This window comes from Sorangium sp. So ce1014, assembly GCF_051521505.1.
GTDB lineage: Bacteria > Myxococcota_A > Polyangia > Polyangiales > Polyangiaceae > Sorangium.
Genome location: NZ_CP150356.1, coordinates 3,591,079 through 3,616,883 on the forward strand (window position 1 = coordinate 3,591,079; position 25,805 = coordinate 3,616,883).

Here is a 25,805-nt window from a genome sequence, read left to right on the forward strand (position 1 = left end):
TCAGGCCTTGAGCTCGGTGAACTCGCCCGGCTTGGTGATGCCGGCCTCCGCGTTCCTGCTGTCGAACTGACCCCACGTCTCGACGGGCCCACCGCCTGGAGCCGTGCACCCGACGGCGTTCATCAGCGTCACGTAGAGCTTGTTGATGGGGACGTTGCCTTTGTTCGAGCCCGTACCGAAGCCGACGCTTGTGTCGTCGCCCGTGCAGTCCGCCTCGCTGTTGCCGGTGCCGAGGTTCCCGCCCTCGAGGTTCACGACCTGGCCCTGCTTGAGGTAACCCCCCGCGCCGCCCGCGATGACGATCGGCAGGTTGTTCGTGTTGTGGGCGTTGCCGTCGGCCAGCTCCGGGAGCCACATCGTGGCGGTGTTGTCGAGCAGCTTGCCGTCGCCCTCCACGATGCTGTCGAGCAGGGTGACGAGCCGCACGTACTTGCTCGCGTACCAGGCGTCGATCTCCGCGATCATGTCGAGGACGCCGTTCTTGCATGTCCCGCCCACCTCGAACGACCCGTTCCGGTGCGAGAGGCCGTGGTGGTCGGCGTCGTGCTGGATGCCGTCCCAACCGAAGGTCACGTAGCCTGGATACATGAGGATGATCGACCGGTTCATGTCGCAGATCATGCTCAGCGCGACGAGGTTCATCATCATGTCCCCGCCGACCGTGAACGAGGTCGCCAGGCCACCGCCGAACCCGCCGCCCGAGCTGGCGTCGTTGACCGCGCTGGCCGTGACGCCGATCTGGGCCGCGGTCGCGTCGTTGCACGCCGCGGGCGTGAGCTGCTGCTCCGTGCCGCGGAGCAGATCGAGCCAGTCGCTGACCCGGCGCTGGTCGGCCTTGCTCATGTTGAGCGACTGGTAGCTCCGGAGGTCTTCCCTGACGAGATCGATGGCGCTCTCCCCGCGCCGGACGCGGTAGTCGCCCTCGGTCGTCGCCCCGCCCCCGAACAGCCCGGTGAGCTGGTTGTACACCGTCTTGGGGTTGACCACGGCCGGGAAGGCGGTGTTCGGCGCCGAGAAGGACAGCACCTCCTTGATGCTGGTGCTCGCCGTGCCGACCGAGAGCACGAGCGGGCTCGCCCCGCCGGGGTTGATCTGCTTGGCGATCTCGTGGTCGAGCGAGTGGGAGGTCGCGTACCGCGTCTTGTCGTCGTTGATCAACGCGCAGGTGAGCTTCGAGCCCATCGCCTGATCGTGCGGGTCAATGGTCTGGATCTCCGCGTAGGAGTTGAACATCTTCAGACCACGCGGGAACAGCAGCTTCGACACGAACGGGGTCAGCCCCGCCAGCGTGGTGCCCGCGAGGTGCTCGGCCGCGAGGGGACCGCTCTCGATGGTCGGGAACCAGCGGTTGGTGAGGCACCCGTTGTGCGTGTAGAAGAGCACCATGCGTCTGGGCGGCGGCGGCGCGGACTGCGCCTTGACCTCCCGCTCGTAGACGGAGCTCAGGAACGGAGCCGCGAGCGCGGCGCCTGCGACACCCTTCAGAAAGACTCTGCGCTTCATTCGCCTACTCCAGTTCTACGGCTCGGGTCCGGAACGACTCGGACTGTGTGAGATCCGTGACGAGATCGAGGACCGTGTACCCGCCGGGGGTGATCCTCGCGGCCAGGTCGTTCACCGTGCACGAGTCCAGCGGGTGACCATCGCGCTCGTAGGCGTACGAGACCCACTTCTGCGCGTACTGGCGCTGCGCGCTCGGGGAGGCCGCGAGCTTCGCCATCAGATCGGCCGGGCTGGTGACCCTCACGGGCTCGCCGTTGACGCGCACGTCCGCGACCGTGTCGATGGGCGCGCCGGTGGACGCCTCATGCGTCTGCCACGCTCCCATGGCGTCGTACGCCTCCATGACGAAGCCCGGCGGGTTGATGTAGCTGTGATGGCAGCCGGCGCAGGTGGCGCCCGCCGTCTGCGCGTCCACGCGCTTGCGGTTCGTGTCGAGATCTGCCCCGTCCGGCAGCGGTGTCTCGAGCGCGCCAGGAGGTGGGGTGCCCGGGTCGACGCCGAGCACGTCCTTGGTGATGAACACGCCACGGAGGATCGGCGAGGTGCGGTTGTACGACGAGTACGCGTTGAGGAAGCCCACGCGCGTGAGGAACCCCGGCCGCTGGGTCTCGTCGAGGGTGACCTCCTGGAAGTCGGCCCCGAAATCGGCGGGGTCGAGCCCGTAGAGCGGCGCGGTCGCCGCGTTCACGAAGGCGATGGGGCTGAGGAAGAGCTCCTGGAACGCTCCGCCGCGCGTGAAGACCACGTGATCGAAGAACCGCTCGGTCTCCTCCGCCATGATCGGGATGAGCGACCGATCGAACAAGGGGAACATCGTCGTGTCCCGCTGCGCCGAGTCCCAGCGCGTGTTCTCCCCCAGCTCCAGGTAGTATCGATGGAAGCCGGCCACCATCTGCCGGGCCCTGGGGTCTTGCAGCATCCGCTGGGCCTGCGCCAGGAGCTGCTCCTGGGTCGACAGCTGCCCCTGATCGGCGGCCTGGTTCAGGGCCTCGTCCGGGATCGTCCCCCAGAGCATGTAAGAGAGACGCGACGCGACCTCGTGATTCGAGAGAGCGAAGCGCCCGGCGCCGCCGTCCGGCGTCTCCGTGAGCTCGGCGCGCTGGATGAACGAGGGGGAGATCAGGAACATGTACAGCAGCGCCTCCGCGACCTCCTCCGGCGCTCCGTTCTCGGTGATCTCGGGCCCCTTTGCCACGATCGCGTCGAACCTCGCCACCTCCGCTTCCGTCAGAGGCCGGCGGAAGGCGCGCCGCCCGAACTCGATGATCGTGTCGTGCAAGCACGCGGCGCCGTCACCGCTGGGTGTGCACTTCAGGAAGCGTCCCTTGAACGCGGGGTCCTTCATCACCTGCGCGGCGATCATCTCGGCCACGGACCTGTAGGAGCTCCAGCCCAGATCCGTGAGGCTGCCTGCCTGGTCGGTCGCCAGCAGCGTCGAAGGCGCCACGTTGCCAGAAGCCGCCAGCTCCGTGACGCCCAGGAGGTCGCGGACCGTCCTGTCGTACTGCGCGTTGGTCAGGCGTCGTATCTGAGAGGTTGGCGAGATTCCGGGCGTGCACTCCGTGCTCCCGCCTGAAGAGCCCGACGAGCCGTTCCCACCTCCGGTGGGAAGTTCACCGCCCGGCCCCGATTCGGCTGCGTCGTCTCCGACGGAACCCAGACAGCCAGCCGCGAACGCCGCGGCGACAATGATGCCGCTCCTCCAGCTGTTCATCGCACTCACCTCAGATGTTACGTTCCAGGTCAAAGAACCCAGGCAAAAGCAGCGAGGGCGTCATTTGCAACCAGCACGCGAAGACCGATCGACGCCCTGCTCCTGGCGTCAACCATCATCTCATGACGGCATGATGAACGGCAATGCCGTCTCCGGGGGGCGCTCTCGTTTTTTAGCGTTCGCCGATCCGATTTCCTATCAAGACATCCGGGACAGTTCGACGTTCAGGCTCCCAAGACATCCGGGGGACAATTCGACGTTCAGCATCGAAGCTGACCTCCATTGCGCCCGCGCAGCGCCGTCGCGGCGCGCGCTGTCGTACACGACGCAATCCGTGGTTCAATTTTCCAACTAGGCATGTCGTGGAGATGGCCGCCACCTCGTTCGGCACAGGTAGGTGACGACTATTCCTTCTCGATCTCATCCAGCCGCAGGCGCCGGTGTCCCTCGAACACCGTCAAGATCCGGATGTCGTCGCCGGCGACGCGGTAGATGATCCGATAGGACCTCAGGAAGACCTCGCGGACGTCGTCGCGCCCGAGCTCCGGCACAACGCGCCCCCCGAACGGCGTCATCGCGGCGAGCTCTGCCTGCTCAACGAGGCGTGCGGTCCAGCGCTCAGCAGCCTTCCGATCATCGCGTGCGATGAAGCGAAAGATGTCAACGAGGTCGTCGCGTGATCGTTCCGTCCAGACTACGGCGACACGATCGGCCCAACCGCGCGCTCCAGCGAGTCCATGAGCGCCTTCGTGTCCATCACTCGGCCCGCGGCGTCGTCGGCCAGCCCCTGTGCAACGGCACGAAGCAGGCGCACGCGGTCGTCCTCGTCGGGACGTGAGGGATCGGCCTGATCGCTCGTCGGAAGGATGGGCTCCACGAGGGACAGGGTAGCGTGCAGGCCCCTGCATGAGCAAGCGGCGACCCGCAGCACATCGGGCCACACGCCTGCTGCGGCGAGTGACCGGCCCCCGGCCGCCGCGCTCGTCGACGGGGAGGGACCGCGCCTACGCTTTGGTGAAGGCCGACAGGCGGCGCATCAGCCCGGAGAGCTGGGGATACAGGTCCCTGTAGATCTCCAGCAGCCCCGCGTAACGCCGCCGGCGCTCGGGCTCGGGAGGGAACGTCGCTGTGGCGGCCCCGCGCATCGCCTTCGCGGCCGCCTCGATGCTCCCGGCCAGTCCGGCGCCGGCGGCCGCGCACATGGCGGCGCCCAGACAGGCCGCCTCGACCGTGTCCGACCGCTCGACGACGACGCCCGTCGCGTCGGCCATGACGGCGCACCAGAGGTCGCTGGCGGCCACGCCCCCGACCGCGGCGAACTCGGCGACCTCGATCCCCGCCGCGCCGCGCATCCGGTCGAGCACAAGCGCCTGCTCCAGCGCCACGCCCTCGATCAGCGCGCGGTAGACGTGCCCGCGCCCGTGCGCGTCCGACAGGCCCAGGATCGCGCCGCGGGCGTCGGGGTCCCAGTGGGGGTTCATCGCGCCCTCCCAGTAGGGCAAGAGCAGCAGGCCGTCGCTGCCGGGCGGCAGCGACGCCGCCTCCGCCTCGATCGCGCCCATCGCGGCCTCATCGCGCGGATCGACGCCCAGGAGGCGGCGCAGGAACCAGTCCGAGAGCAGGGCCCCGCTGCGCAGGCTGCTCTCCAGCACGTAGCCGCGGCCGGAGGCGCTGGTCATGGTGCGCCACGCCGGGTCCTGCCGCGGCTCCGGGCAAAAGACGCCGAAGACCACGGCCGTGCCGAGGTTCAGGTAGGCGCGCCGCGGATCCAGGGCATCGACACCGAGCCCGGCCACCTGGCCATCGCCGCCGCCGGCCAGCACCGGCGTGCCCGCGCGCAGCCCGGTCGCCGCCGCGGCGGCCGCCGACACCGCGCCGAGCAGCGCGCCGGGGGGAAACACCTCGGGCAGCCGGTCGGGCGTGATGCCGACGGCGCCGCAGAGCTCGTCCGACCAGCGGTGCGCGCCGATGTCGAAGAGCGCGAGCGGGTCGGCGCTCGCCCAGCTTGTGCGGGCGCGCCCGGTCAGGGCCTGCACGAGATAGGCCTGCACGTCGCAGAAGAGGGCGGTGCGGCGGTGGATCTCCGGCTCCTCCTCGGCCAGCCAGGCGATCTTGGGCAGCGCCGGGCCGAAATCGGCGGCCTTCCCGGACAGCGCCCTCAGCCGGCCTTCCCCGATGCGGCGGACCAGGGAGCCGAGGTGCCCCCGCGCGCGCCCGTCCAGCCACAGCATGGCGGGGCGGAGCGGCTCGCCGTCAGGACCGAGGCAGGCGAAGGTCTCGCGCTGGTGCGCGATGGCGAGCCCCGCGATGCGGCCCGGGTCCACCGCGGCGGTGACCTCGGCGAGCGCCGCGCACAGGGCGCCCCACCACGCCCGGGGATCCTGCTCGAACCGGTCGGGCGCCGGACGCTCCAGCGAGAGCGGCGCCCGGCCGGCGGCCTGCAAGCGCCCCCCGGCGTCGAAGACGGCCGCCTTGGCGGCGGTGGTGCTCAGGTCGATTCCGAGGACGAGGTCGGCCCGCATGGCGAATCGGCCCCTCAAGCCCCGCCGCGCGCAGCCGGATGGCCGCGGCGCTCGTCGATCCCGGTCAGGCGTACCGCCGTCATCAGCGCTCTCCCGCGCTCAGGCCACCAGCAACCCGGAACGTGTGTTGACAATCGATCACCGAGGCAGATTACATGCGGATCCGCGCCGGCACAATTGTCCGCCGCGGCGCGGCCGGGTACCGGCGGGACTGCGAAAGGGAGAGTGGAGCGGTGCGCGCAACGTTCATTCACGGCATCCGCGACGTCCGGCTCGGCGAGGTCGAACCGCCGCCGCCGCGCGAGGGCATGGTGACAATCCAGGTCGCGGGCTGCGGGATCTGCGGCAGCGACCTGCACTATTACCTGGAGGGCGGGATCGGCCCGGCGAGGATCCACCACGCGTTCGTGCCGGGGCACGAGCTCGCCGGCTGGGTCCTCCAGGACACCCCGGAGCTGGGCCTGTCCAGGGGGCAGCTCGTCGCCGTCGACCCCGCGCACGCCTGTGGGCGCTGCGAGTGGTGCCAGCGAGGTCACGTGAACCTCTGCCCCTTCGTGGAGTTCCTGGGCGCGCCGCCGCTGCATGGCGGCATGGCGGAGCGGGTGGTTGTGCATCCCGACCAGGTCGTGCCGGTTCCGCGCGGCTTCTCGGTGCGCCGGGCCGTGATGCTGGAGCCGCTGGGCGTCGCGGTCCACGCCATGGACCTGGCGCGGCCCCGCCTGCAGGAGACGGTGGTGGTGCTGGGCTGCGGGCCGATCGGCCTGTGCCTTGTCCAGCTCGCGCGCCTCTCGGGCGCCGACCGCGTCTTCGCCGTCGACCCCGTCGCCTACCGGGCCGAGGCCGCGCGCCGGCTGGGCGCGCACGACGCGGCGCCCACGTTCGAGGCCGTCGCGGAGTGGACGGGCGGCCGGGGCGTCGATCTCGTGCTCGAGGCGACGAACTCGCCCGACGGTTTCCACCACGCGGCCGAGTCCGCGCGCATCGGCGGGCGGATCCTGCTGGCGGGCATCCCCGACGGGGATCGCTATTCGCTGCCGGCGGCGCTGTGCCGTCGCAAGGGGCTGAAGATCAAGTTCTCCCGGCGCATGGGGCATGTGTACCCGCGGGCGATCCGCCTCGTCGCCGAGGGGGCGGTGGACGTCGATTCCATCGTCACCCACCGCTTTGACCTGTCAAACGCCGAGAAGGGCTTCCGCCTGCAGGCGGACTGCCAGGACGGGGCGCTGAAGTCGATCATCGTCCCGGAGGACGGGGACGCGCCGTTCTGATCCAGATCGACGGCGACTCCACGCATCGAGGCGGCCGCCTTCGCTCGACAGCCCGAGGGATCTCGCCCAGACAGAGCGTTTGCTCGATCGCGCGCGGACGACCGCACGCCGCCTTCGGTCGAGCAAACGCCTGCCCGGTGTACGCCGCCCTCAGTCGCCCAGGATGACGCGGAAGATCCGCTCGTTGCTGTTGTTGGGTACGCTGTCCGTGCCCCCGGTGTTTGTCGTGGTCAGCCAGAGGTCGCCGTCGAGGGTGGGCTCGACGGTGCGGAGCCGACCGTAGGTGCCCACGAACAGCTGCTGCACGCCGGTGAGGCTGCTCCCGCTGATGACCGCGCGGTACATCCGTGTCCCCCGCTGGCATGCGGCGTAGAAGACGTCGTCCACGATCGCGATCCCGCTGCACGACCCCTCCGCGGTCCTGTACGTGAGCTTGGGCGCGATGAAGCCCGACGTGCCGCAGCCGCTGCCGCCTTGCGAGGTCGTGCCCTCGCAGTTCGGCCAGCCGTAGTTCCCGCCTCGCTGGATGAGGTTTGTCTCATCCATCACGGTGTTGCCGAACTCCTGCTCCCAGAGCCGACCCTGGGAATCGAACGCAAGCCCCTGCGGATTCCGGTGGCCATAGCTCCACACGTAATTCCCGAACGGGTTGTCCGACGGGACCCTGCCGTCGGGCTCGATCCGCAGGATCTTGCCGCTGAGGCTGCTGGTGTCCTGCGCGAGGTTCGCGTTCTGCGCGTCACCCGTCGAAGCGTAGAGCTTGCCGTCCGGCCCCCACCGCAGCCGGCCGCCGTTATGGTACTTGTTGCGGAGGATGCCCGAGACCAGCACCTGCTCGGTCGACGTGTCGAGCCGGTTGCCGATGACCTTGATCCGCACGATCCGGTTGTCCGTGGACGAGGTGTGCATGATGTACAGCCAGCGGTCGCTCTCGAACGTCGGCGCGATGGCCAGCCCCATCAGGCCTCCTTCGCCGTCCGTGCCCGCGACGTTCGGCACCGTGCCGATCGAGGTCTTCACACCGGTGCTCGGGTCGAGGCGGACGATGTCGTCCGCGTCCCTCCGGCTGTAGAGGACCGTGCCGTCCGGCAGCGAGACAAGGCCCCAGGGGAGGTCGTTGTCCGTGGCGACCTGGACGACCTCGCAGACCGCCGTGCTGCAGGCCGACCCCGTGGTCACCGAGATCGAGCCGCTCGCAGGCGACGCGTTGCTCTGCGCGTCGCGCGCGACCACGTGGTACGTGTAGGCCGTCGCCGCCGAGAGCCCGCTGTCGACGAAGGACCTCGCAGGGGGGCTCGAGGCCGTGCCGGGGACCGTGCCGACCTTGGCGCCGTTGCGGTGGACGTCATACGCCGTGACCGCGACGTTGTCGGTCGACGCAGCCCACTGGAGCGTCACGCTGGTTCCAGAGGCGCTGCCGGTCAGGTTCGTCGGAGCGGTCGGCGGTTGATTGTCGGCCTCGCAGTGCGGCGTGGCGAGCCGCAGCGTCTCGCTCGCCTGGGAGACGTTCCCCGCGGCGTCGCGCGCGTTGACGTAGACCCCCCAGCTCACGCCCGGCATCACGGTGAGGCTCGTCGACAGCGTGGAGCCGCTCACCGACGTCATCTGCTGGCCGTCGTGGTAGATGTCGTAGGAAGCGACACCGACGTTGTCCGTCGACGCCGCCCATGACAGGGTCGCCGAGCTGCACGTCACGTTGCTGGCGCTCACGCCCGAAGGGGGCGTCGGCGCCTGGGTGTCCGCTCCCGCGGGCGACGACCATTGCTGATTCGTCTGGCCATTGCAGGTCCACAGCTGCACGGCGGTGCCGTTGGTCGTCCGCCGGCCCTCGACGTCCAGGCACAACCCGGACTGCTGGTGGACGATGGCGCCGGCCGAGCTCATCGTCCATTGCTGGCGGGCCTGGCCGTTGCAACTGCCGATCACCGCCTTGGTCCCCGCGCTGGTTCGACCGTTCTGCGCCTCGACGCAACGGGTGCCATCGTAGACCTGAAGCTCACCGGCGGATGTAAAGTTGAATCCCTGGTTGTCCTGCCCATTGCAGGTGTAGATCTGCAAAGCGGCTCCGGGCGCGGTGCTCCTTCCCTTCACGTCCAGGCAGCGCCCGGACGCGGCGCCGATCAGCGGGGCGCCCGTCACGAGCGGCACCTCGTCGGTGCTGAGCGCCTCCGTGCCGTCGCTGGATCCGTCGATGCAGCCGGCAGGGAAGAGCGCCACAGTGGCCACTCCGGTTATCCAGTACCGTGATCGCACATGTCTCTTCATGATCGTCCCATCCATGTTGGCAGTCCGCTGTGCTCGCCGAACGGTCATCTCCAGACGAGGCCGAAGCGACGTCCTGGGATCGATCTCGTAGGGCCTCGTCTGACCTGGCTCGCGACGAAATTTGACAATCGACGGTGATCGCGCGGCTACGACGATGAAGCCTGCTTCTCCTACCATGCTCGACCCTGCGCGCAACGGGTTTTCGGTTGCTCGATTACACGAAGCCGTCCGCGATGCACTCTCAGCACCTTGTTTCGCTCCGACGGCGTCCGGCACCGGCGTTATGGCGCTCCAGCGCTTGTTTTCTCCCGGCGCGAGTGGGTCGGCGAGCATTGCATGGAGCAAGATCGCCTCAGGGGGCGCTGCGTGGAGCAGAAACGCCTCACTCGATGCCCTTGCCATGCCTCGTATCCTTGTCGTGCTCTGCCACGGATCGCGGATGGGCGGCCTCCGGCGTCGGCGAAGCTGCACAGTTGTCGTGTGCCTGCCTTCGCTCCATGACCTGCGGAACCTGCGGGCACGAGCCGGTGACAGAGAGATAGAGTGCGCTGATGTCGCACCCCGGTGCACGCTGTCCGCTCGGTCGATGTCAGCGCCTCCGGGACCGGCGGCGCTTCAGCGCGACGTCACGCGAAGCTCCTACTCACCCCGCGCCGTGTGACCGCGCCAGCATTCGAGGTTGAGGTCGGCGACGCCGGGAATCCCCATTCCAGGCGAAAGGATCCTGCCACGTGTACGGCAACACACCGGAAGCGGCGGTCGACGACGGGCGCCTGGGCGCGAGACGGGCGTGCTCGCTGCTGCGCGTGGCCGCAGCGCGGCGGGCAAGCGGGCGGGAGCTCTCCAGAGTGAGAGGCCGGGGGCTCGAGTCCTCGACACCGGCGGCTTGATCGATGTAGCGTGTCAAGCCGGACATGGGCCAGCTCGACAGCACGACCAGCACGCTTGACGACTTTTTCCTGCATTGTACGGAGCTGGTCTTCATCGCCAGCGAGAGCGGCGCGCTCCTCCGTAGCAGCCGCGCGCTCACGAGCGCGATGAGCGCCGAGCTCCTCGATGCGTCCTCGCGAGCGGGGCTCGCCCCCCTGGTCCACCAGGACGACAGGCGCTCGTTCGACGAGGCGTGGGAGGGCCTCCGCGCCGCGGCAGAGCCCATGGCCGTCGATGTGAGGCTGAAGACGGCGGACGGCTCATTCAGGTACTTCCAGTGCACCGCGCGATGGGTGCCCGGGAAGGAAGAGGTGTATGGAACGCTCCGCGACGCCGAGGAGCGGATCAAGCACGAGATAAAGCTCAAGCTCCTCGACGCGATCAACGACCACCTCCCCATCTGCCTGTGGGCGATCGACGAGCGAGGGGTCTTCGTCCTCCACGAGGGGAAGGGGCTCGCGGCCGCCGGGTTCAAGCCGGGGCAGTTCATCGGCCTCAACCTCTTCGAGCTCTACCCGGAAGAGGGCACGGCGATGGTGCGCAAGGCGCTCGAGGGCACGATGTCCTACTTCGTGGTCGAGATCGACGGCATCCACTGGGAGTCCTGGTATCTGCCCATCCAGAACGAGCGCGGTGACGTCACCCACGTCGTGGGGGTCACCCTCGACATCACGACCTCGAAGCGCACCGAGCAGGAGCTCCGCGGGAAGCTCCAGCTCATCGAGCGGCAGCAGCAGGTCATCCGCGCGCTGTCGACGCCGATCCTCCAGGTGTGGGACAGCGTGCTCACGCTGCCGCTCGTGGGCATGTTCGACACCACGCGCGCCGCCGACGTGATGGATGGCGTCCTCCGCGAGGTCGTCCGGACGCAGGCGCGCTATGCCATCCTCGATCTCACCGGGATCGAGGCGATGGACACCGAGACGGTGAACCACCTCTTGAAGCTCTCCTCGGCCATCCGGCTCCTCGGCGCCGAGGGGATCATCACAGGGATCCACCCGGCGATCGCCCAGACCCTCGTCGGGCTCGGCGTGGATCTCTCGTCGATCGAGACGCGCTCGACGCTGCGGCAGGGTCTCGAGCACTGCATTCGAAGGATGGGCCGCGAGGCCAGGTAGCGCGGCTCACCCTCGCCGGCCTCCCGGCGCGAGCTCTCCCGCCAGCGTCCCCACGCGGGACGCGCGCCTGCGCGACCGCGCGGCCTGCCCCCGCGCGGCCGCGCGGTCTGCCAGCGTGCGTCGACGTCGCGGACGTCGCCGACGTCGCGGACATCGCCGACGTCGCCGACGTCGCCGGCGAGCGCCGCACAGGCGATGAACCCGCACGTGCGCCTGAACCGGCAGGGCGCCAACGTCGAATGTGCGACAGGAACATGTGGCAAGAAATCCTGGCGCCCGAGTCACGAGCATTCGTGACGAACTGTGCTTGACTGGATTTGTTAAGACATTTATATATTATCATTAATCCTTGGCGACGTGCGCGCGCCGAGCGAAAGAGGTGAGATCTATGAGCACGAACGGCGATCGTTTCAGCAGCTTTCTGCGTCGTGTCCTGCCGGTGGCCTCCACGCTCGCGCTGGCGGGCGCTGCCATCGTGTCGGTCGCGACGCCCGCGGAGGGCACGGCCCCGAACGGCCTGCCAGAGCTCAAGGCGCTGCAGGAGATCGAGCAGCTCGAGTACTGCTATGCGGCCGGGACCGACGCGATCGGCCGCGGTGATCTGGCGACGGGCAAGCAGATCTACGCGAAGTGCTTCGCGCCGGACGCCCCCGTCGTGATCTGGGAAGCCGGCGCCGCGCCGGGCGATCCGCCGGTGATCTCGGTGCCCAGCGCCGCGGCCTGGGCCGATCTCATCGACGTCCTGTTCGCTGACTCCGGTTATGTGGGCACGCAGCACCTGATCAGCAACGTTCGTGTCGACATCCTCCCCGGCGGCCACCGGGCGAAGATCACCTCCTACCTGATCGCGACGCACGTCTACGACCCGGTCAGCAGCGCCCATATCGCGTACGGCACGTACGAGAACGAGGCGGTCCGGACGCCCTCGGGCTGGAAGCTCAGCAAGCGCACGTTCCGCACCCTCTCGTTCATGCGCGTCGACTCGCCGCCTCCCTGAGCGAGCGCCGCGAGCGCTCGTCACCGCCGCGCGCCGCCGGCGGTCACGGGACGAAGGCGATGTCGTCGACGAGCAGATCGAACACGGTCGACTTCGCCGTGTGGAACTCCACCGAGTAGACGTGCGCCGCGTCGAGCGCGGAGGGCGCCGGCACGCCCCAGCCGTCCGGGCTGAGGGCGGAGAACATGACCGTGTACTGCGCCCACCCGGTCGTGAGGTCGAGCCCCTCGCCGAAGTGGTCGCCGCAGCCCGAGCCCTCGCACACGCCGCCTTCGCGATCGGTGTTGCGGTCGGGGAAGTTCACGTAAATGTGGGTCGGCGCCGCCGCCTTGGCCCAGAAGGTCAGGCCCGCGTAGGCGGAAGCGTCGTAGCCCAACTTCGCGCCCCCTGGGGCGAGGTTCAGGTCAAACCCCATCCCGGCCCCCCTCGAGACGAAACCGCTTCCGGCGACGTGGGCGGCGTAGTCGCTCGGGTCGTGCCCGGGCGATACCGGCACGAACGGGCGGCCGGGGAGCGGCGTTTGCGTGCCGCTCCGGGTGCCATCGTTGTACGTGTACCAGCTGCCGACGCGGCCCTCACACCGGAGGATCGCGCTGTCGCCGTCCTCCAGGTCATCCAGGAGCGCCGTGCAGGGAGGCGGCTCGGCCCCGGCGTCCGATGCGCCGGCGCCCCCGGCACCGGCGGAGCCCGCGGCGCCCGTGGCGCCCCCGGCACCCGCGGCGCCCCCATCGAGGTCGAACGGATCGGGGTCGTACTCGCCGGACGAGATGCCGAGGACGAGACCGCATCCGGCCGCGACCATCGACGCGCAGAGGCCGGCGATGAGCACCTGGAGACGCATCAGAAGCTGCCTCGCACGAGCGCGCCGCCCACCGTGGGCGTCAGCCCGACCGACGCGCCCTTCGTCGGGCTCGTCGCGGTGAGCCAGAGCACGCCGCCGCCGGCGATGGCGGCGAGGCCGACGCCGAAGACCACCGTCGCGACGTTCGCGCGCGCCACGGCGCTGTCGCGGATGTCCATGCCGCGCCGATCGCAGCGGTCGCCGTTGCAGAACGCGCTCGACTCGTCGAACCTCGACCTGGCCGCGAAGCCGAGCGCCGTCGCGACGCCGACGGTCACGATCCCCGCGCCTCCCGTGACGAGCGCGAGCGTGCGGCGCCCCGCGCCCGCGCCGCCCGCGTCACCCGAAGCGGGGCCGTCCTCCAGCGGGCGCACGACGAGGGTCGATGTCGCGCCGCCCGGCCCGACCTCGACCCGCGCCGTCCACGTTCGCTTGCCCGGCGCGCTCGCCTCGATGACATGGGTCCCCGCGTCGACCGGCATGGGCACGCCCCACTGGCCGGGGCCGATCGGCGTGCCGCCGCGCTTCACCTCGAGGCCCGGCGTGCTCGCGTCCTCGACGACCACCGTGAGGCGGGAGACCTTCGGCTGGACGGCCGCCGCGCGCTCGCGCGCCCTCGCCTCCTTCTCCCGGTCGCCGCTCGCGCGCACCCGGGCGGCGACCTCGAGGAAATGCGCCCACGCGGAGGCCATCTTGCCGATGCGCTCGTAGCAATCGGCGAGGAAGTAGCGGGTGTTGATGCTGTCATAGAGGCGGAGGCTCTCTTCGTATCTGGGGCAGGCGCGCGCCGGCTGGCCAGCATCGATGAGCTCTCCCGCCTCCCTGAACAGCGCCACGGCGCCCGCCTTGTCCTCGGCCCTCGCCGCGCCGCCCCCGGCGAGCGCAGCCGTCAGGCCGGCGCCGATCGCGCAGAGGCACGCGACCCACCTGCGCCCGCGCCTCGCTCGGCTCTTCGTCGTCTGCTGGGGCGTCATCGTCTCTGCGAGGGGTTCAGAAGACATCGCGATTGAAGGGGTCGGCGCTGGCAGGGCGCTTCACGGGCGGCGCGCTGCGCCTCGGGGGAGCCGCGCCGCCCGGCTTCGCGGCCTTCGGCGCCGCGGTGGCCGTGGCGCGCGCGTCCGGTCGCGGCACCTCGGCCGACGCGCCGGGCGCGGCGCTCGGCGGCGGCGGCGGCGCGTCGCTCGCGGAAGGCGCGATCGCCGCGGGCGGCACGTCGCTCGCGGAAGGCGCGATCGCCGGGGGCGGCGCGGCGCTCAACGGCGTGGCGCGGGGCTCCGCTGCAGCGCCCCGAGGGCCCTCTGCCGGCGCGGTCTCACGCTCGACGGGGTCCGGTGCTCGGGGCGACAGGCGCCAGAGGAACAGGCCGCAGCTCACGATCGCAACGCCGATCCCGAGCGCGATGGGCAAGGCGCGCCTCTCGCGCGACGGCTGCTTCCCGGTCGTCGTGCCGAGCGGCGCGATCGTCAGCGCTCCCCCGTCGAGGGGCAGGGTCGCCGCGGAGATCGCCGCCCCGGCCGTCGAGGCCGCGAGAGGAGCGCCGCCCCGCGGGGCCGCGACCGGGAGCGCGCCGCGCAGCGCGCCGAAGACGCGCTCGGCGGTCGCTCGCAGGTGCGGCGGGGCGAAGGGCGCAAGCGCGAGCGCGAGGTCCGCGATGGTCGGGTAACGGCGATCGCGATCGCGCGCGATCGCCGTGAGGATCACCCGCTCCAGGGGCTCCGGGATGTCCGGGCGCAGCGCGCGCAGACTCTGCGGCTCACCCTGCGTGACCAGGTAGACCAGCTGCGCGAGCTCCTGCGCGACGAACGGTGTTCGCCCCGTGAGCAGCTGGAAGAGCACGACGCCCAGCGAATAGATGTCCGCGCGGCCGTCAACGTCGCTGGCCGCGCGGAGCTGCTCGGGGGACATGTAAAGAGGCGAGCCGAGCACGCCCCCGACCCGCGTCAGCGCGTGGTCCTCTGCGTGCGTCATCTTCGAGATCCCGAAGTCGAGCACCTTGACGCACGGCGAGCCGTCCGCGTTCCGCGTGAGGAACAGATTGCTCGGCTTCACGTCCCGGTGGACGATGCCTTGCGCGTGCGCCTCCGCGAGCGCCTCGCACGCCTGGAGCACGAGCTCGATGGCCAGGGGCACCTGGAGATATCCGCTCTCCGCGAGCACGGCGGCGAGGTCCTTCCCCTCGAGGTGGTCCATCACCATGTACGGCGCGCCGTTCTCCAGCGTGCCGACGTCGGTGACGCGCACGACGTGCGGGCTGCGAATGCGCACGGCGGCGCGCCCTTCTCTCAGAAAGCGCTGGAGGACCTCTGCGTCCTGCACGTACTTCGGCAGGAGCACCTTGATCGCGACGCGATCGTCGAGCGCGAGGTGGCGCGCAGCGACGACGAGCCCCATCGCGCCGCGTCCGAGGACGTTCTCCACGCGGTACTTGCCGAGGAGCACGTCTCCGGGGGCAATCGGGTACTCGTCGGGGGTGAACATGATGGACCGGGCATGGTGGCGAAGGGGCGTCCAATATGCCACGGTCAGAAGTTTTGGCAATTCCACCGCATCGGCCTCCCTCCCTGTCTGAATCGCGGTCACTCGGCGCGCGCGCGCTGGACGAGGGCGAGCGTGAACAGGGCGGCGGACGCGAGGGCCGCCAGCGTCCGCACGGTGTTCCACGTCGTCCACGCGGGGACGTAGCGAGACCACGTCTCCGCGGCCATCGCGGTCTCCGGCGAGACCCTCTCCAGCGCATTGTTGAGCGGGACGTTGCGCGTCATCGTGCAAAGGAACGTGCCGATCGGGATCATCGGCTCACCTCCTCCATCCGTGGTCACGGCTTCTTGCCAGATGCCTGCTTCACGAGCCAGGCGTCGACGGCGGCGAGGATCTCGGCGAGCACGCTGTCCCCCGTCCGGCCCGCAGATTTCAGGAGCTCGAGCGAGTGGTCGCCGCCCTCCACCACATGCAGGCTCGCGCGCCTGCCGAGGCGCTTCAGCACCGGCCGGAGGAGATCGAGCTGGCACAGCGGATCGCGGGTGCCCTGGAGGAAGAGCATCGGCGCCTTGATGGCCGAGAGGTGCTCATCGCGGAGCGGGGCGCGCTTGCCCGCGGGGTGCAGCGGGTAGCCGAGGAACATGAGCCCGTCGCAGGGGACGGCCCGCGCCGCGAGGAGCGAGGCGATCCGCCCGCCCATGGATTTGCCGCCGATCACCAGCCGATCCGGCTTCTCCTTCCGTAGCCGCGCGATGGCCGCCTCGTAGGCGATCTCGAGCTTCTCCGGCCTGTCGGGCGCCTTGCGGCCGAGCTCCTTGTACGGGAAGTTGAAGCGCAGCACGGTGTGCCCGCGGTCGTTGAGCCCCCTGGCGACGTCGACAAGGAGCGGCGCGTGCATGTCGCCGCCGGCCCCGTGGCCCAGCACCACGGCCACGCCGGAGCGCTTCGCGCGCGAAGCGGGCGCGTGGAGCACGCCCGAGACCGCGTTGCCGCCTGCAATGGGGATCGAGAGCGCTCGCTCGGGCATGGAGCCCTCATGCCATGGCGGAGGGGCCCATGTCGAGGAGTCGCTTCCACGCGGCTGCGCTTGCCGATTCGACAGGTCCGCGCTCGCGGGAGATGCGGAGATCGGCGCCTCGTCGCGGCGCTACTTCCCCGGCGCGAACGGCCCCATCGACGCCCGCCGCATCCAGGTCGCGCCCTCTCTCACCATGCGCCGCACGTGGATCTGATAGCTGACCTCGCCGCTCACGCCGTCGCGCGCGATCTCGATCTCGTTGTACCCGTTGTGCTCCTGCACCTCGCGGCTCGAGAGCGACGGCGCCGCGGCGATCCGGATCGTCCAGTCCTCGTGCCGCTCCGGCCATTGCTCCTTGCCGAACCAGCCGGTGTGGCTGTGGCCGTGGAGCACCAGGCAGAACTCCTTGTGGGCCAGCGCGTCCTTCACCTCGCCGGCGTTGATCAGGCCGCTGAAGCGGGCGAGCTCGGTGGACGGCAGCGGGGAGACCGGGTGATGGAGGACCGCGATCCGGATCGGCGCGTGCCACTCCGCCCTGCGCACGCGCTGGAGGTCGGCGTCGTGGACCAGGCCGGGATCGATGCGGGACACGTGGTCTCGGAGGACCGCGGCGCGCTCGGCGTCCGGCTCCTCCATGGCGTCCTTGCGCAGGCGGCCGAGCAGCGAGGAGAGCTCGTCCCGCACCGGATCGGTCTCCTGCTGGCCGCCGAACTCCGAGGAGCCGAGCAGCGCGAACTCCACGCCGAGATCCGCGTACCGCGCCACCGCGAGCGCCCGCGTCTCCGGGGGCTCGTCGAGCCGCGGCCGCGCGCAGCGCGGGTGGTCGTCGAACGCCCTCGCGAAAGGCACGTGGCGCGCCTGCGTCCAGGCCTGCGCGGGCCCCGCCGCCTGCCGCCAGTCGACGTCGTGGTTGCCGCCGACGAGCAGCACGTTGGGCTCCCTGGGCGGCAAGCGAGGGTGACCCGCGAGGTGCCGGCACAGCCGCTCCAGCCAGGCCCGCGCCTCGGCGTACTGGGCGTCGTCGGCCCACTCGGCGACGTCGCCCGAGACGACGAGGAGGTGCGGCGCGCGCCCGGCGGCGGCCAGCTCGGCGATGTGGTCGATGTAGTGGTCACAAACGCGCGAGGCGCCGAGCCCCGGAGCCATGGTGTCGCTGTGCTTGCCTCGCTCCTTCACGTCGACCCGCTCGGCGGATTTCGGGCCGAAGTGGATGTCGGAGACATGGTGGATCCGCAGCGGGCACAGGTTCGCTTCGAGGATCGGATCGGCGAGCACGGCGCGCCCGCCGCGCCGCTGGACGAGGCCGCAGCGCTCCATCAGATCGACGTTCTCGTCGCGGGGCGACGCGCCGCACGCGATCTCGCGGAGCACGTCCCGCTGCGCGTCGGTGAGCCCGTCCTCGAACACGGCGCGGTGATAGGCGAACTCCCGGAGCTCGCTGCGCACGCGCGCCGTCCAGAGCAGCGTCCACGGATCCTCCGCCAGAGCGGGCGACTGCTCGGCGAGCTCGAAGACGAGCTCGAGCAGGAAGGGATTCCAGCGCCAGGTGGCGGGCAGCTCGGGGAGGAGCGCCCTCGACACCGCGGTGCGGGCGAGCTTGAGCGCCTCGCCGTGCGTGAGGGGATCGAGGAAGCGCATGTCCCGCGAGCACAGGAGCCCGGCGTCTCCGTCGGCGCGCTCGAGCGCGATCCACTCGGCGGGGCTCATCGCCAGGAGGATCCGCGTGCTCGCCTTGTAGAGATCTTCGCACCACCTGAGGAACGCGATCGCGTCGCGCGGGCTGCCGCCCTTTCCGGCGACCTGCGGCTCGTCCAGGAGGAGGGTGGTCCCCGGCGGCACGGCCGGGAGCTCCGCGCCGACCCTCCGGAGGTCGAGGTAGCGCACGCTGGCCCCGCCGGCGCTGCCGAGGTGGTGCTCGAGCGCCTTCAGCGTCCACGTCTTTCCGGCCCGGCGCGCGCCGACGAGCGGCCAGACAACGCCGTTGGCGGGGAGGGACAGCAGGAGATCCAGGAGATGCCCGTGATCGCGGACGTCGCGCTCCGGTGAATAGGGTCTCCTCACGTCGAATGCGCGCATCACGACTCCCTCCCTGGCGCCCTGGCGACGCGCCTTATCCATTCGAAGAACGGCCGATCCGCGAGCCATGTCCCGAGCGCATCGCAGAGGCCCGCATCGCAGAGGACGGCGACGTCCCCGGGAGGCAGCTTGCGCACCTCGGGCAGCGCTGCGTCGGGCGCGCCGCGGAGCGCGCCGAGGACGGCGCGGGCGCGCTCCGGCAGCTCGACCCAGCGCGCGCGGAAGAAAGCGGCGTCGCGGTCGAGGAGCAGGCGTTGCTCGTAGAGCTCGCGCACGCCGGCGCGCTCGACGAGGGCGTGGCGCTGGCCGGCGCGGACGGCCTGGACGAGGGCGTAGCCCATGACCTGGAGATAGAACGGCCACGGGTCGCAGAGCTCGACGATCCAGCGCGCGGTGCGTTCGGCTTCGACGGGGACGTCGGGAGGGGCGGTGTCGACGAGGAAGCGGATCGCGTCGGCCTCGGTGAGCGGACCCAGGTTGACCGGGGTGACGTCGTTGCCGAACGAGGAGCCCGGGGCCGCGGCGAAGGCGTGCTCGACGACGGTGACCCAGTCCCAGTGCGAGCCGACGAGGACCACGCTGGTCTGCTCCTGGCCGACGGCGCGGAGCCAGGCGAAGACGGTGACATCGGCCTGATGGAGGTTGGCGACCTCATCGAGGAGCAGCACGGCGTTGCCGGCGCTGGCGAGGCGGTTGCGCAGGGTGAGCGCGGGGGACGGCTCGGCGTGGAGCGACGGGTCGAGGAAAAGGGCGAGCTCGTCGGCGGTACGGAGGGGCGAGGCGCGGCCCTCGAGGGTGCGATGGTGCAGGGCGCGGGTGGGCGCGAGTCGCGCGGCCAGGTGGTGGAGGATGGATGTCTTGCCCGCGCGGCGAGGGCCGCGGAGGACCGCGGGGCTGCGGCTGTCGATGAGGGCGAGGAGCTCCGCGATGACGGGGGCGCGGCCGGGGAGAGAGGAAGTGTCGGTGAGGGCGGGGCCGGGGCGGAAGGGGTTGGGGAGGGTGTCGGCGGAGGGGGAGAAGGACTCCAGGGAAAGTGAGCGGCTTGTGGCGGCGCGCGGAGGTGCGGGGGCGGCGCCTGCGAGGGATGCGGCGGCTCGAGCTGCGGGCGCTGTGGCTGAAGGGGCGGGCGCGGTGGATGGAGGGGCCAGCGCGGCGGCTGGAGGGGCAGGCGCCGTGGCTGGAGGGGCGGGCGCGGCGGCCGGAGGCGCTGGCGCGGCGGGTAAGGGCGCGGCGGCGGCTAACGGCGCAGCGACGGCGAGCGCGGGGGATGCGGCGGTAGCCGGGATGAAGTGCTCTTCGCCATCCCAGGGAACGCCGCCCGCATAGCCGTGCCTGGCAAGCTCCTCTTCCAGGTTGTCGCCGCTGAAATCCCCGGCGAGGGCCGCCATCACCTTGTCGGGGCGGTGGAGGACCTCACGGAATCCGGCAAGGGGAAGATAAAGCGTCGTTGTCGAGTCGGGGCGGCGGAGAACGAGGCGGGCGCGGTCGGGCTGGGCGTCATCGAACAAGCAGAAGCCTCCGGCGGTGCGGGTGAGCGTGGCCGGGCCCGCGGACTCGAGCGACACGATCTCCTTCCATGTAGTCGTGTTCCAGAGGCGCACAGTGCTGTCGTCTCCAGCGCTGGCCAGAAGCTTGCCATTGGGGTGCCAGACCACAGTCCTGACCCAGCTCGAATGTCCCGTGAGACGAGCGGCCTCCTTGCATATCGTCGCGTCCCAGAGGCGCACAGTGCTGTCGTCTCCAGCGCTGGCCAAAAGCTTGCCATTGGGGTGCCAGGCTATGGCCCTGATCCCCTCCGAATGTCCTTCGAGGCTAGTGACATGCTCTTGGTTGCCTGCGTTCCAAAGGCGCACTGTGCGATCGTCTCCGGCGCTGGCCAGAAGCTTGCCGTCGGGGTGCCACGCCACGGCTCTGACTCCGTGCAAATGACCCACGAGGCGAGCGAACTCCTGTCCGTCGCCGGCGTCCCAGAGGCGCACCGTGCTGTCGTCTCCGGCGCTGGCCAGAAGCTTGCCGTCAGGGTGCCACGCCACTGCAGCGACCCCGTCCAAATGTCCTTCGAAGCGAGCGAGTTCCTTGCCGGTGCGAGCGTCCCAGAGGCGCACCATGCTGTCGTCTCCGGCGCTGGCCAGAAGCTTGCCATCGGGGTGCCAGGCCAGGGCCGTGACCCAGTTCGAATGTCCTTCGAGGCGAGCGAGCTCCTTGCCTGTTTTCACGTCCCACAGGTGCACCGTGCTGTCGTCTCCGGCGCTGGCCAGAAGCTTGCCGTCGGGATGCCAGGCCACGGCCGTGACCCAGCTCGAATGTCCTAAAAGGCGAGCGACTTTCTTTCCAGTGCCGGCGTCCCAGAGGCGCACCGAGTTATCGTTTCCGGCGCTGGCCAGGAGCCTGCCATCAGGGTGCCAGGACATGGCCAGGACCCAGTGTGAATGTCCTTCGAGGCGCGCGAGCTCCTTTCGGGTGTCAGCATCGCAGAGGTGTACCGAGTTATCGTTTCCGGCGCTGGCCAGGAGCTTGCCATCAGGGGTCCACTCGACGGTCAGGACTCCGCCCGAATATCCATCAAGGCAAGCGAGCTCCTTTCCGGTGCTGACGTCCCAGAGGCGCACCGTGCTGTCGTCTCCGGCGCTGGCCAGAAGCTTGCCATCGGGGTGCCAGGCCAGGGCCATGACCCCCTCCGAATGTCCTTCGAGGCGAGCGAGCTCCTTTCCCGTGCTAGCGTCCCAGAGGCGCACCGTGCTGTCGTCTCCGGTGCTGGCCAGGAGCTTGCCATCGGGGTGCCAGGCCACGGCCCTGACCCCCTCCGAATGTTCTTCGAGGCGAGCGAGCTCCTTTCCGGTGCCGGCGTCCCAGAGACGCACCGTGCCGTCGTCGCCGGCACTGGCCAGGAGCTTGCCATCAGGGTGCCAGGCCACGGCCCTGACCCCGCCCGAGTGTCCTTCGAGGCGAGCGAGCTCCTTTCCGGTGTCGGTGCTCCACAGGCGCACTGTGCTGTCGGCTACGGCGCTAGCCAGGAGCTTGCCGTCAGGGTGCCAGGCCACGGCCCTGACCCCGCCCGAGTGTCCTTCGAGGCGAGCGAGCTCCTTTCCGGTGCCGGTGTTCCACAGGCGTACCGTCTCGTCGTCTCCGCCGCTGGCCAGGAGCTTGCCGTCAGGGTGCCAGGCCACGGCCCTGACCCAGCCTGAATGCCCCTCGAGGCGAGCGAGCTCCTTTCCGGTGCTAGCGTCCCAGAGGCGTACCGTGTTGTCGTCTCCCGCGCTGGCCAGGCGCTTCCCATCGGGAGCCCAAGCCAGTCTGTTGATGGGGTCGGTATGTCCCGAGACGAGCTCCGCCCGCACTTGCGTCGGTATCGCGGCCAGCGTGCGCCCGTGCTCGAAAAGGTCGTTGCTTCCCGCAACTATCCATGTGCTCGCATCGGCGCGTTCGGCCCGAGTACCGTTCCAGAGGCATGCGGTCCAGGTAGACTGCCGGAAGATCGCCCCTGTGAAGTCCGCCGCTTCGACTACAGCACCCTTCGCTTCGGCTTGGGTAAAGTCCGTTCGATGCGCTGTGACTCGCCGGAGGACCGTTCCGTCGAGCTTCGCGCCGGATAGCGTGGCTCCGCTCAGCACGGCACCCGTCAAATCCGTTCCCGATAGATCGGCGCCCGCAAGGTTCGCGTCTTCGAGTATCGCGCCGACGAGGCGGGCCCCTCGCAGGTCCTCGCCCGCGAACTGCGCCCCACGGAGGTCCGCGCCTTCTGGAATCCAGTTCGCAGCGTCCTCTGCCCATCGAGCGAGGCCGAGCAGGAGCCGCAGGGCATTCTCGGCTGCCTCGCCGGCGCGACGGGCCGGCTGCCGATCCTCCGCCAGGAACGCCTGGACCGCGCGCACGGCCCCCGCGCGCCTCGGCTCGCCGCGCGTCCTCAGGATCTCTCCCACGAACGCTGCGACCTCCTGCGTGATCGGCCTCGTCCGGAGCGCCTCCTCCGGCCGCTCCGGCAGCGTCGCGACCAGCGCTCTCGCCAGGAAGTACTCGAGGAACGACTTGTGTGCGAAGCGATACCGGTCCTCGCCCTCGTGCACGAAAAACGCGTCGCCCTGGATTTCCAGGAACGCCGCGCCCGGCGGCATGCCTTCGGGCAACAGAGGGCGGAGGCGGGCGCGGACGGAGCTCTGGAGCTCCTGCCACGTGCACGTAGGCTTTCCGAACCGCCAGAGCTGCTCGGCCAGCGCCTCGGCGAACTCCTTCTTCTGCTCATCCGTGAAGCTCTCCGGACCGTCCTTGCGCGTGTTGTCGAGCCACCGCTTCAGGTACGCCTCGTAGAGGTCCGCCCGGCCGAATTGCACCCCGGAGGAGAGATCGTCCAGCGTCGCCAGCACCATCCCGAGCAGCAGCGGGCGGTGCACCAGGTCCTTGAGGTTGTAGATCCCCGCGATGCGCGAGAGCGCCGCCGCGGCGCCGCCCTCTCCGTGGATCTGCTGCACGAGATCACGCACCTGATCGTCGGTGAACGGCTGGACCACGAAGCGCCGTATTCCTGTCAACAGGCCGTGCGCCTGCGCCAGCGCGCTCTCGGTCATCGTGTGAAGGTGCGCATCGCCGGGGAAGTAGTTGTCCCGCGAGGAGACGAGCACCTTCCCGCCGCCCTCAGCGATCTCGAGCAGTGCGGAGAGCCTGCCCGCGAGCTCCGTGGCCTCGAGGCGGGCCGCCATCTCGTCGAAGCCATCGAAGCAGGGGACGACCAGGCGATGGCGGACGAGGAGGCGCAGGGCGGCCCGGTTCTCGGGCGCGTCGTCGAGCCGGGCGGCTTGCAGCAGGAGCTGCTCCGCACTCGCCGATGAGGACGCCCCGGCGAGGTTCACGAGGAGGGGCAGCGGCCTCGCGCCTGACGCCCAGCGCCCGTCAGCCCACGCCGCGAGCGCCGTCGACTTGCCCAGGCCGAACTCGCCGAGCACGAGCGCTGTCTGCTCGCTCGACGACAGCCACGCATCGAGGGCGGCGAGCATGGGGGTGGGTTCGTCCCCGTCGACCCGCGCGTCGGGCTCCACGAACTTGCCGTTGACCTCCTGCAGCCGCTGCTGGCGAAGCGCCGCGACGACGGCGCGCGCGCCGCCGAAGCGGGGCAGGAGGGCATCGATCCGGGCCATCAGCGCGTCCGACGGGATCGCCACGCGCCGCGGATCCGTCAGCCCGGTCTCGGCGAACGCGGCGAGCACCGCCTCCGAGCAGCTCTCCAGCCAGCTCTCGCCGCCGTCGGTCCACACGGCCCACCCGTCGCCTCCGGACGACGCGATCACGATCGCGGACTGAGCTGGGTGAGCCTCCGACGAGATGCTCACGGCCACGACGTGCCGTCTGCCCTCCGCTGTCGCGAGCAAGAGCAGGCTCACCGCCGCGCGGACCTGATGTTCCGAGATTGCCGTGATGCGATGATCCTCGTCGAGCTCCTCGCCGAGCCAATGCACTCCCGCAGCCCTCGGCGCGCGTCGGACGGAGTCCTTCACTACAGCGCTCAGATCGGCTGAGCGCCTGCCGAACGAGAGCACCCACCCCCGAGCCCTCCGCGTTCCAAGCGCCGAAGGGGACAGCCCTCCTGGCAGCTCCGCCCGCGCCTCCTGTGCCGCCCGCTCGTGCTGCCGGCGCTCGCTGGCCTCCGGCGCGCCGCGCACCACCGCCTGCGCCACGGCCCCGAGCGCCGCCACGCCGTCGCTCGTCCACTCGCCGGCTCCCCGCTGCGAGTCCACCGCCCTCCGGAGCCGCGCCTCGATCTCGGCGAACCCGGCCTCGCGCGCCTCCCGCCGGGCCATCCACGCGAACACCACGTCCGCGGCCGCCCCCGCCATCGCAGTCCGTAGCGCCTCGAGCGGCAGCACCTCCGCCGGGACCACCACCTCGCGCGTGAGCTGCCGTATCCGCTCGACGCCGCTCAGCCTGTCGAGCTCGCCGTACAGCCGCCGGAGCCGCCTACCCCTCGCCGCGGCCCCGGACAGGGCGCCGGCATTCAAGAGGACATCGCGCGCCTCGCCGAGCCTCGCGACGAGCGCCCTCATGGCCTCGTCGTCGTCCCGCGCGAGCAGCTCCCGCGCCAGGTTGAGCCACCGCGCATAGGCCTCCCCGGCCGGATGCCCCCGGTACACGAGTATCGCCGCGGCGACAGGCACCACCGGCCGCGACGCCGCGCCGTGCGTCGACCGGCCGGTGCGCTCGTATCCGAGGTCGACGTCCGCGACGATCACCCCTTCGTCGCCCGCCTCGAGGTACCCAGCGCGCTCCGGAAACCCTAGCAGGTCCTGCGCCCGCTCCTCGTCGACGTACACCGACGTGCCGCCGCCCTCCGCGCCGTCGCAATAGAGCACCGGCCGCCCATACCGGCGCGCCTCCTCCCAGGCCTGGCCCGCGAGCTCCGGCGGCGCGTCGCGTGACGTCAGGCTCGGCACGGCGAGAAAGCGGCACTCCCCGAGCCGCTCGGCGACGAGCGCCGCGTGCGGCCCGCTGTCTCGAGACACAAAGTCGGAATGGACCAGCACGCCCATGGGCCCCGGGATGCCGTCCGGCATCGCCACGGGCGCCCAGGTCTCGCCCGCGCGCGTCGCGCTCCGCTCCGCGGGTGCCGGGCTCAGCCTGGCCTGAAGTCCGAGCAGCCTGCCGGCGTGGAGCACAGGACATACCGAGTGTCCGATCGCAGGAAGCGCGGCCGCGCCGAGGCGCTCGTAGACCGCGGATCCACGCGCGGCTGCCTCGACCGTGTGCGTCCCCGCCACGACGACCATGTCGCCGGCGGCGCCGGCGACGCCGTCGAGGATCTCCCACGGGATGCTGTGCTCGGGAAAGACGACGATCCTCGCCCCGTACTCCCGGCAGGCCGACAGCACCGCCCGGATCCGTGCGAGCAGCTGCGCGCAGTACGCCTCCCGGATGCGCCGCCGGAGCGAGTTGAGCTCCGGCCGGATCGCCTCGGGCACCTCGCCCCGCGAAGGGAGCAACGCGTCCGACTCCACCTTGGGATCGAAGAGCGGATCCTCGAGCGGCGATCGTCTACCGAGGAGGATCGCCGGATGGTAGGCGAGTTGCACTACGGCGACCCGTGTGTACG

General features: G+C 70.6%; 17 protein-coding genes. 4 read left to right on the forward strand and 13 right to left on the reverse strand.

Annotated elements, in window-relative coordinates:
• Entirely contained in the window at nt 1-1,503 is a 1,503-nt protein-coding gene (locus tag WME75_RS13755) for a DUF1552 domain-containing protein (protein WP_437490461.1), read from the reverse strand.
• 4 nt (nt 1,504-1,507) lie between these two features.
• Nucleotides 1,508-3,217 carry a DUF1592 domain-containing protein gene (locus WME75_RS13760; protein WP_437490464.1) on the reverse strand — a complete coding sequence of 570 codons (1,710 nt, stop codon included), beginning with the start codon at nt 3,215-3,217 and terminating at the stop codon, nt 1,508-1,510.
• Between WME75_RS13760 and WME75_RS13765 the strand changes: the two genes are divergently transcribed.
• Nucleotides 3,192-3,572 carry a hypothetical protein gene (locus tag WME75_RS13765; protein ID WP_437495118.1) on the forward strand — a complete coding sequence of 127 codons (381 nt, stop codon included), beginning with the start codon at nt 3,192-3,194 and terminating at the stop codon, nt 3,570-3,572. The genes WME75_RS13760 and WME75_RS13765 overlap by 26 nt on opposite strands.
• 49 nt (nt 3,573-3,621) lie before the next feature.
• On the opposite strand, the gene WME75_RS13770 is transcribed toward WME75_RS13765, so the two are convergent.
• The 3 genes from WME75_RS13770 to WME75_RS13780 form a co-directional block, all read right to left on the reverse strand.
• Complete coding sequence (locus WME75_RS13770; RefSeq protein ID WP_437494816.1) at nt 3,622-3,876, reverse strand: type II toxin-antitoxin system RelE/ParE family toxin; 255 nt, start codon at nt 3,874-3,876, stop codon at nt 3,622-3,624.
• 35 nt (nt 3,877-3,911) lie between these two features.
• Nucleotides 3,912-4,094, reverse strand: coding sequence for a hypothetical protein (locus WME75_RS13775; RefSeq protein ID WP_437495121.1), 183 nt, complete (start codon nt 4,092-4,094; stop codon nt 3,912-3,914).
• 127 nt (nt 4,095-4,221) lie between these two features.
• Nucleotides 4,222-5,739 (reverse strand): xylulokinase, encoded by a 1,518-nt coding sequence (locus WME75_RS13780; protein ID WP_437490467.1) that lies wholly within the window; start codon nt 5,737-5,739, stop codon nt 4,222-4,224.
• Nucleotides 5,740-5,972: 233 nt separating this feature from the next.
• On the opposite strand from WME75_RS13780, the gene WME75_RS13785 reads away from it, so the two are divergent.
• Nucleotides 5,973-7,007 (forward strand): zinc-dependent alcohol dehydrogenase, encoded by a 1,035-nt coding sequence (locus WME75_RS13785; protein ID WP_437490470.1) that lies wholly within the window; start codon nt 5,973-5,975, stop codon nt 7,005-7,007.
• Between the two features lie 150 nt (nt 7,008-7,157).
• Here WME75_RS13785 and WME75_RS13790 read toward each other — a convergent pair whose 3' ends face one another.
• On the reverse strand, nt 7,158-9,272 hold the full coding sequence (locus tag WME75_RS13790; protein WP_437490473.1) for a PQQ-dependent sugar dehydrogenase: 2,115 nt from the start codon (nt 9,270-9,272) through the stop codon (nt 7,158-7,160).
• 914 nt (nt 9,273-10,186) lie between these two features.
• Here WME75_RS13790 and WME75_RS13795 point away from each other — a divergent pair.
• Nucleotides 10,187-11,320 carry an STAS domain-containing protein gene (locus WME75_RS13795; RefSeq protein ID WP_437490476.1) on the forward strand — a complete coding sequence of 378 codons (1,134 nt, stop codon included), beginning with the start codon at nt 10,187-10,189 and terminating at the stop codon, nt 11,318-11,320.
• 388 nt (nt 11,321-11,708) lie between these two features.
• Nucleotides 11,709-12,317, forward strand: a complete 609-nt coding sequence (locus WME75_RS13800) for a nuclear transport factor 2 family protein (protein WP_437490478.1) — start codon at nt 11,709-11,711, stop codon at nt 12,315-12,317.
• A gap of 43 nt (nt 12,318-12,360) precedes the next feature.
• Here WME75_RS13800 and WME75_RS13805 read toward each other — a convergent pair whose 3' ends face one another.
• From WME75_RS13805 to WME75_RS13835, 7 genes are all read right to left on the reverse strand, one after another.
• Entirely contained in the window at nt 12,361-13,158 is a 798-nt protein-coding gene (locus WME75_RS13805; RefSeq protein WP_437490481.1) for a hypothetical protein, read from the reverse strand.
• Nucleotides 13,158-14,159, reverse strand: a complete 1,002-nt coding sequence (locus WME75_RS13810; RefSeq protein WP_437490483.1) for a hypothetical protein — start codon at nt 14,157-14,159, stop codon at nt 13,158-13,160. The genes WME75_RS13805 and WME75_RS13810 overlap by 1 nt, the downstream gene beginning before the upstream one ends.
• On the reverse strand, nt 14,149-15,636 hold the full coding sequence (locus WME75_RS13815) for a serine/threonine-protein kinase (protein ID WP_437490486.1): 1,488 nt from the start codon (nt 15,634-15,636) through the stop codon (nt 14,149-14,151). Before WME75_RS13815 ends, WME75_RS13810 begins: the two co-directional genes overlap by 11 nt.
• A 98-nt stretch (nt 15,637-15,734) precedes the next feature.
• Entirely contained in the window at nt 15,735-15,950 is a 216-nt protein-coding gene (locus tag WME75_RS13820; protein WP_437490489.1) for an anthrone oxygenase family protein, read from the reverse strand.
• Between the two features lie 23 nt (nt 15,951-15,973).
• The gene (locus tag WME75_RS13825; protein ID WP_437490492.1) at nt 15,974-16,663 is read right to left on the reverse strand and encodes an alpha/beta hydrolase family protein; all 690 of its coding nucleotides are present in this window, start codon (nt 16,661-16,663) and stop codon (nt 15,974-15,976) included.
• 120 nt (nt 16,664-16,783) lie between these two features.
• Nucleotides 16,784-18,730 carry a metallophosphoesterase family protein gene (locus WME75_RS13830; RefSeq protein WP_437490495.1) on the reverse strand — a complete coding sequence of 649 codons (1,947 nt, stop codon included), beginning with the start codon at nt 18,728-18,730 and terminating at the stop codon, nt 16,784-16,786.
• Nucleotides 18,730-25,785, reverse strand: coding sequence for a pentapeptide repeat-containing protein (locus tag WME75_RS13835; protein WP_437490498.1), 7,056 nt, complete (start codon nt 25,783-25,785; stop codon nt 18,730-18,732). The genes WME75_RS13830 and WME75_RS13835 overlap by 1 nt, the downstream gene beginning before the upstream one ends.
• Nucleotides 25,786-25,805 lie beyond the last annotated feature (20 nt).

Excerpts from the sequence above, each read along its gene's own strand:
- WME75_RS13755 (WP_437490461.1), bottom strand. The coding sequence starts at position 1,503 with ATGAAGCGCAGAGTCTTTCTGAAGGGTGTCGCAGGCGCCGCGCTCGCG.
- WME75_RS13765 (WP_437495118.1), top strand. The coding sequence starts at position 3,192 with ATGATGCCGCTCCTCCAGCTGTTCATCGCACTCACCTCAGATGTTACG.
- WME75_RS13760 (WP_437490464.1), bottom strand. The coding sequence starts at position 3,217 with ATGAACAGCTGGAGGAGCGGCATCATTGTCGCCGCGGCGTTCGCGGCT.
- WME75_RS13780 (WP_437490467.1), bottom strand. The coding sequence starts at position 5,739 with ATGCGGGCCGACCTCGTCCTCGGAATCGACCTGAGCACCACCGCCGCC.
- WME75_RS13790 (WP_437490473.1), bottom strand. The coding sequence starts at position 9,272 with ATGAAGAGACATGTGCGATCACGGTACTGGATAACCGGAGTGGCCACT.
- WME75_RS13795 (WP_437490476.1), top strand. The coding sequence starts at position 10,187 with ATGGGCCAGCTCGACAGCACGACCAGCACGCTTGACGACTTTTTCCTG.
- WME75_RS13800 (WP_437490478.1), top strand. The coding sequence starts at position 11,709 with ATGAGCACGAACGGCGATCGTTTCAGCAGCTTTCTGCGTCGTGTCCTG.
- WME75_RS13805 (WP_437490481.1), bottom strand. The coding sequence starts at position 13,158 with ATGCGTCTCCAGGTGCTCATCGCCGGCCTCTGCGCGTCGATGGTCGCG.
- WME75_RS13810 (WP_437490483.1), bottom strand. The coding sequence starts at position 14,159 with ATGTCTTCTGAACCCCTCGCAGAGACGATGACGCCCCAGCAGACGACG.
- WME75_RS13815 (WP_437490486.1), bottom strand. The coding sequence starts at position 15,636 with ATGTTCACCCCCGACGAGTACCCGATTGCCCCCGGAGACGTGCTCCTC.
- WME75_RS13820 (WP_437490489.1), bottom strand. The coding sequence starts at position 15,950 with ATGATCCCGATCGGCACGTTCCTTTGCACGATGACGCGCAACGTCCCG.
- WME75_RS13825 (WP_437490492.1), bottom strand. The coding sequence starts at position 16,663 with ATGCCCGAGCGAGCGCTCTCGATCCCCATTGCAGGCGGCAACGCGGTC.
- WME75_RS13830 (WP_437490495.1), bottom strand. The coding sequence starts at position 18,730 with ATGCGCGCATTCGACGTGAGGAGACCCTATTCACCGGAGCGCGACGTC.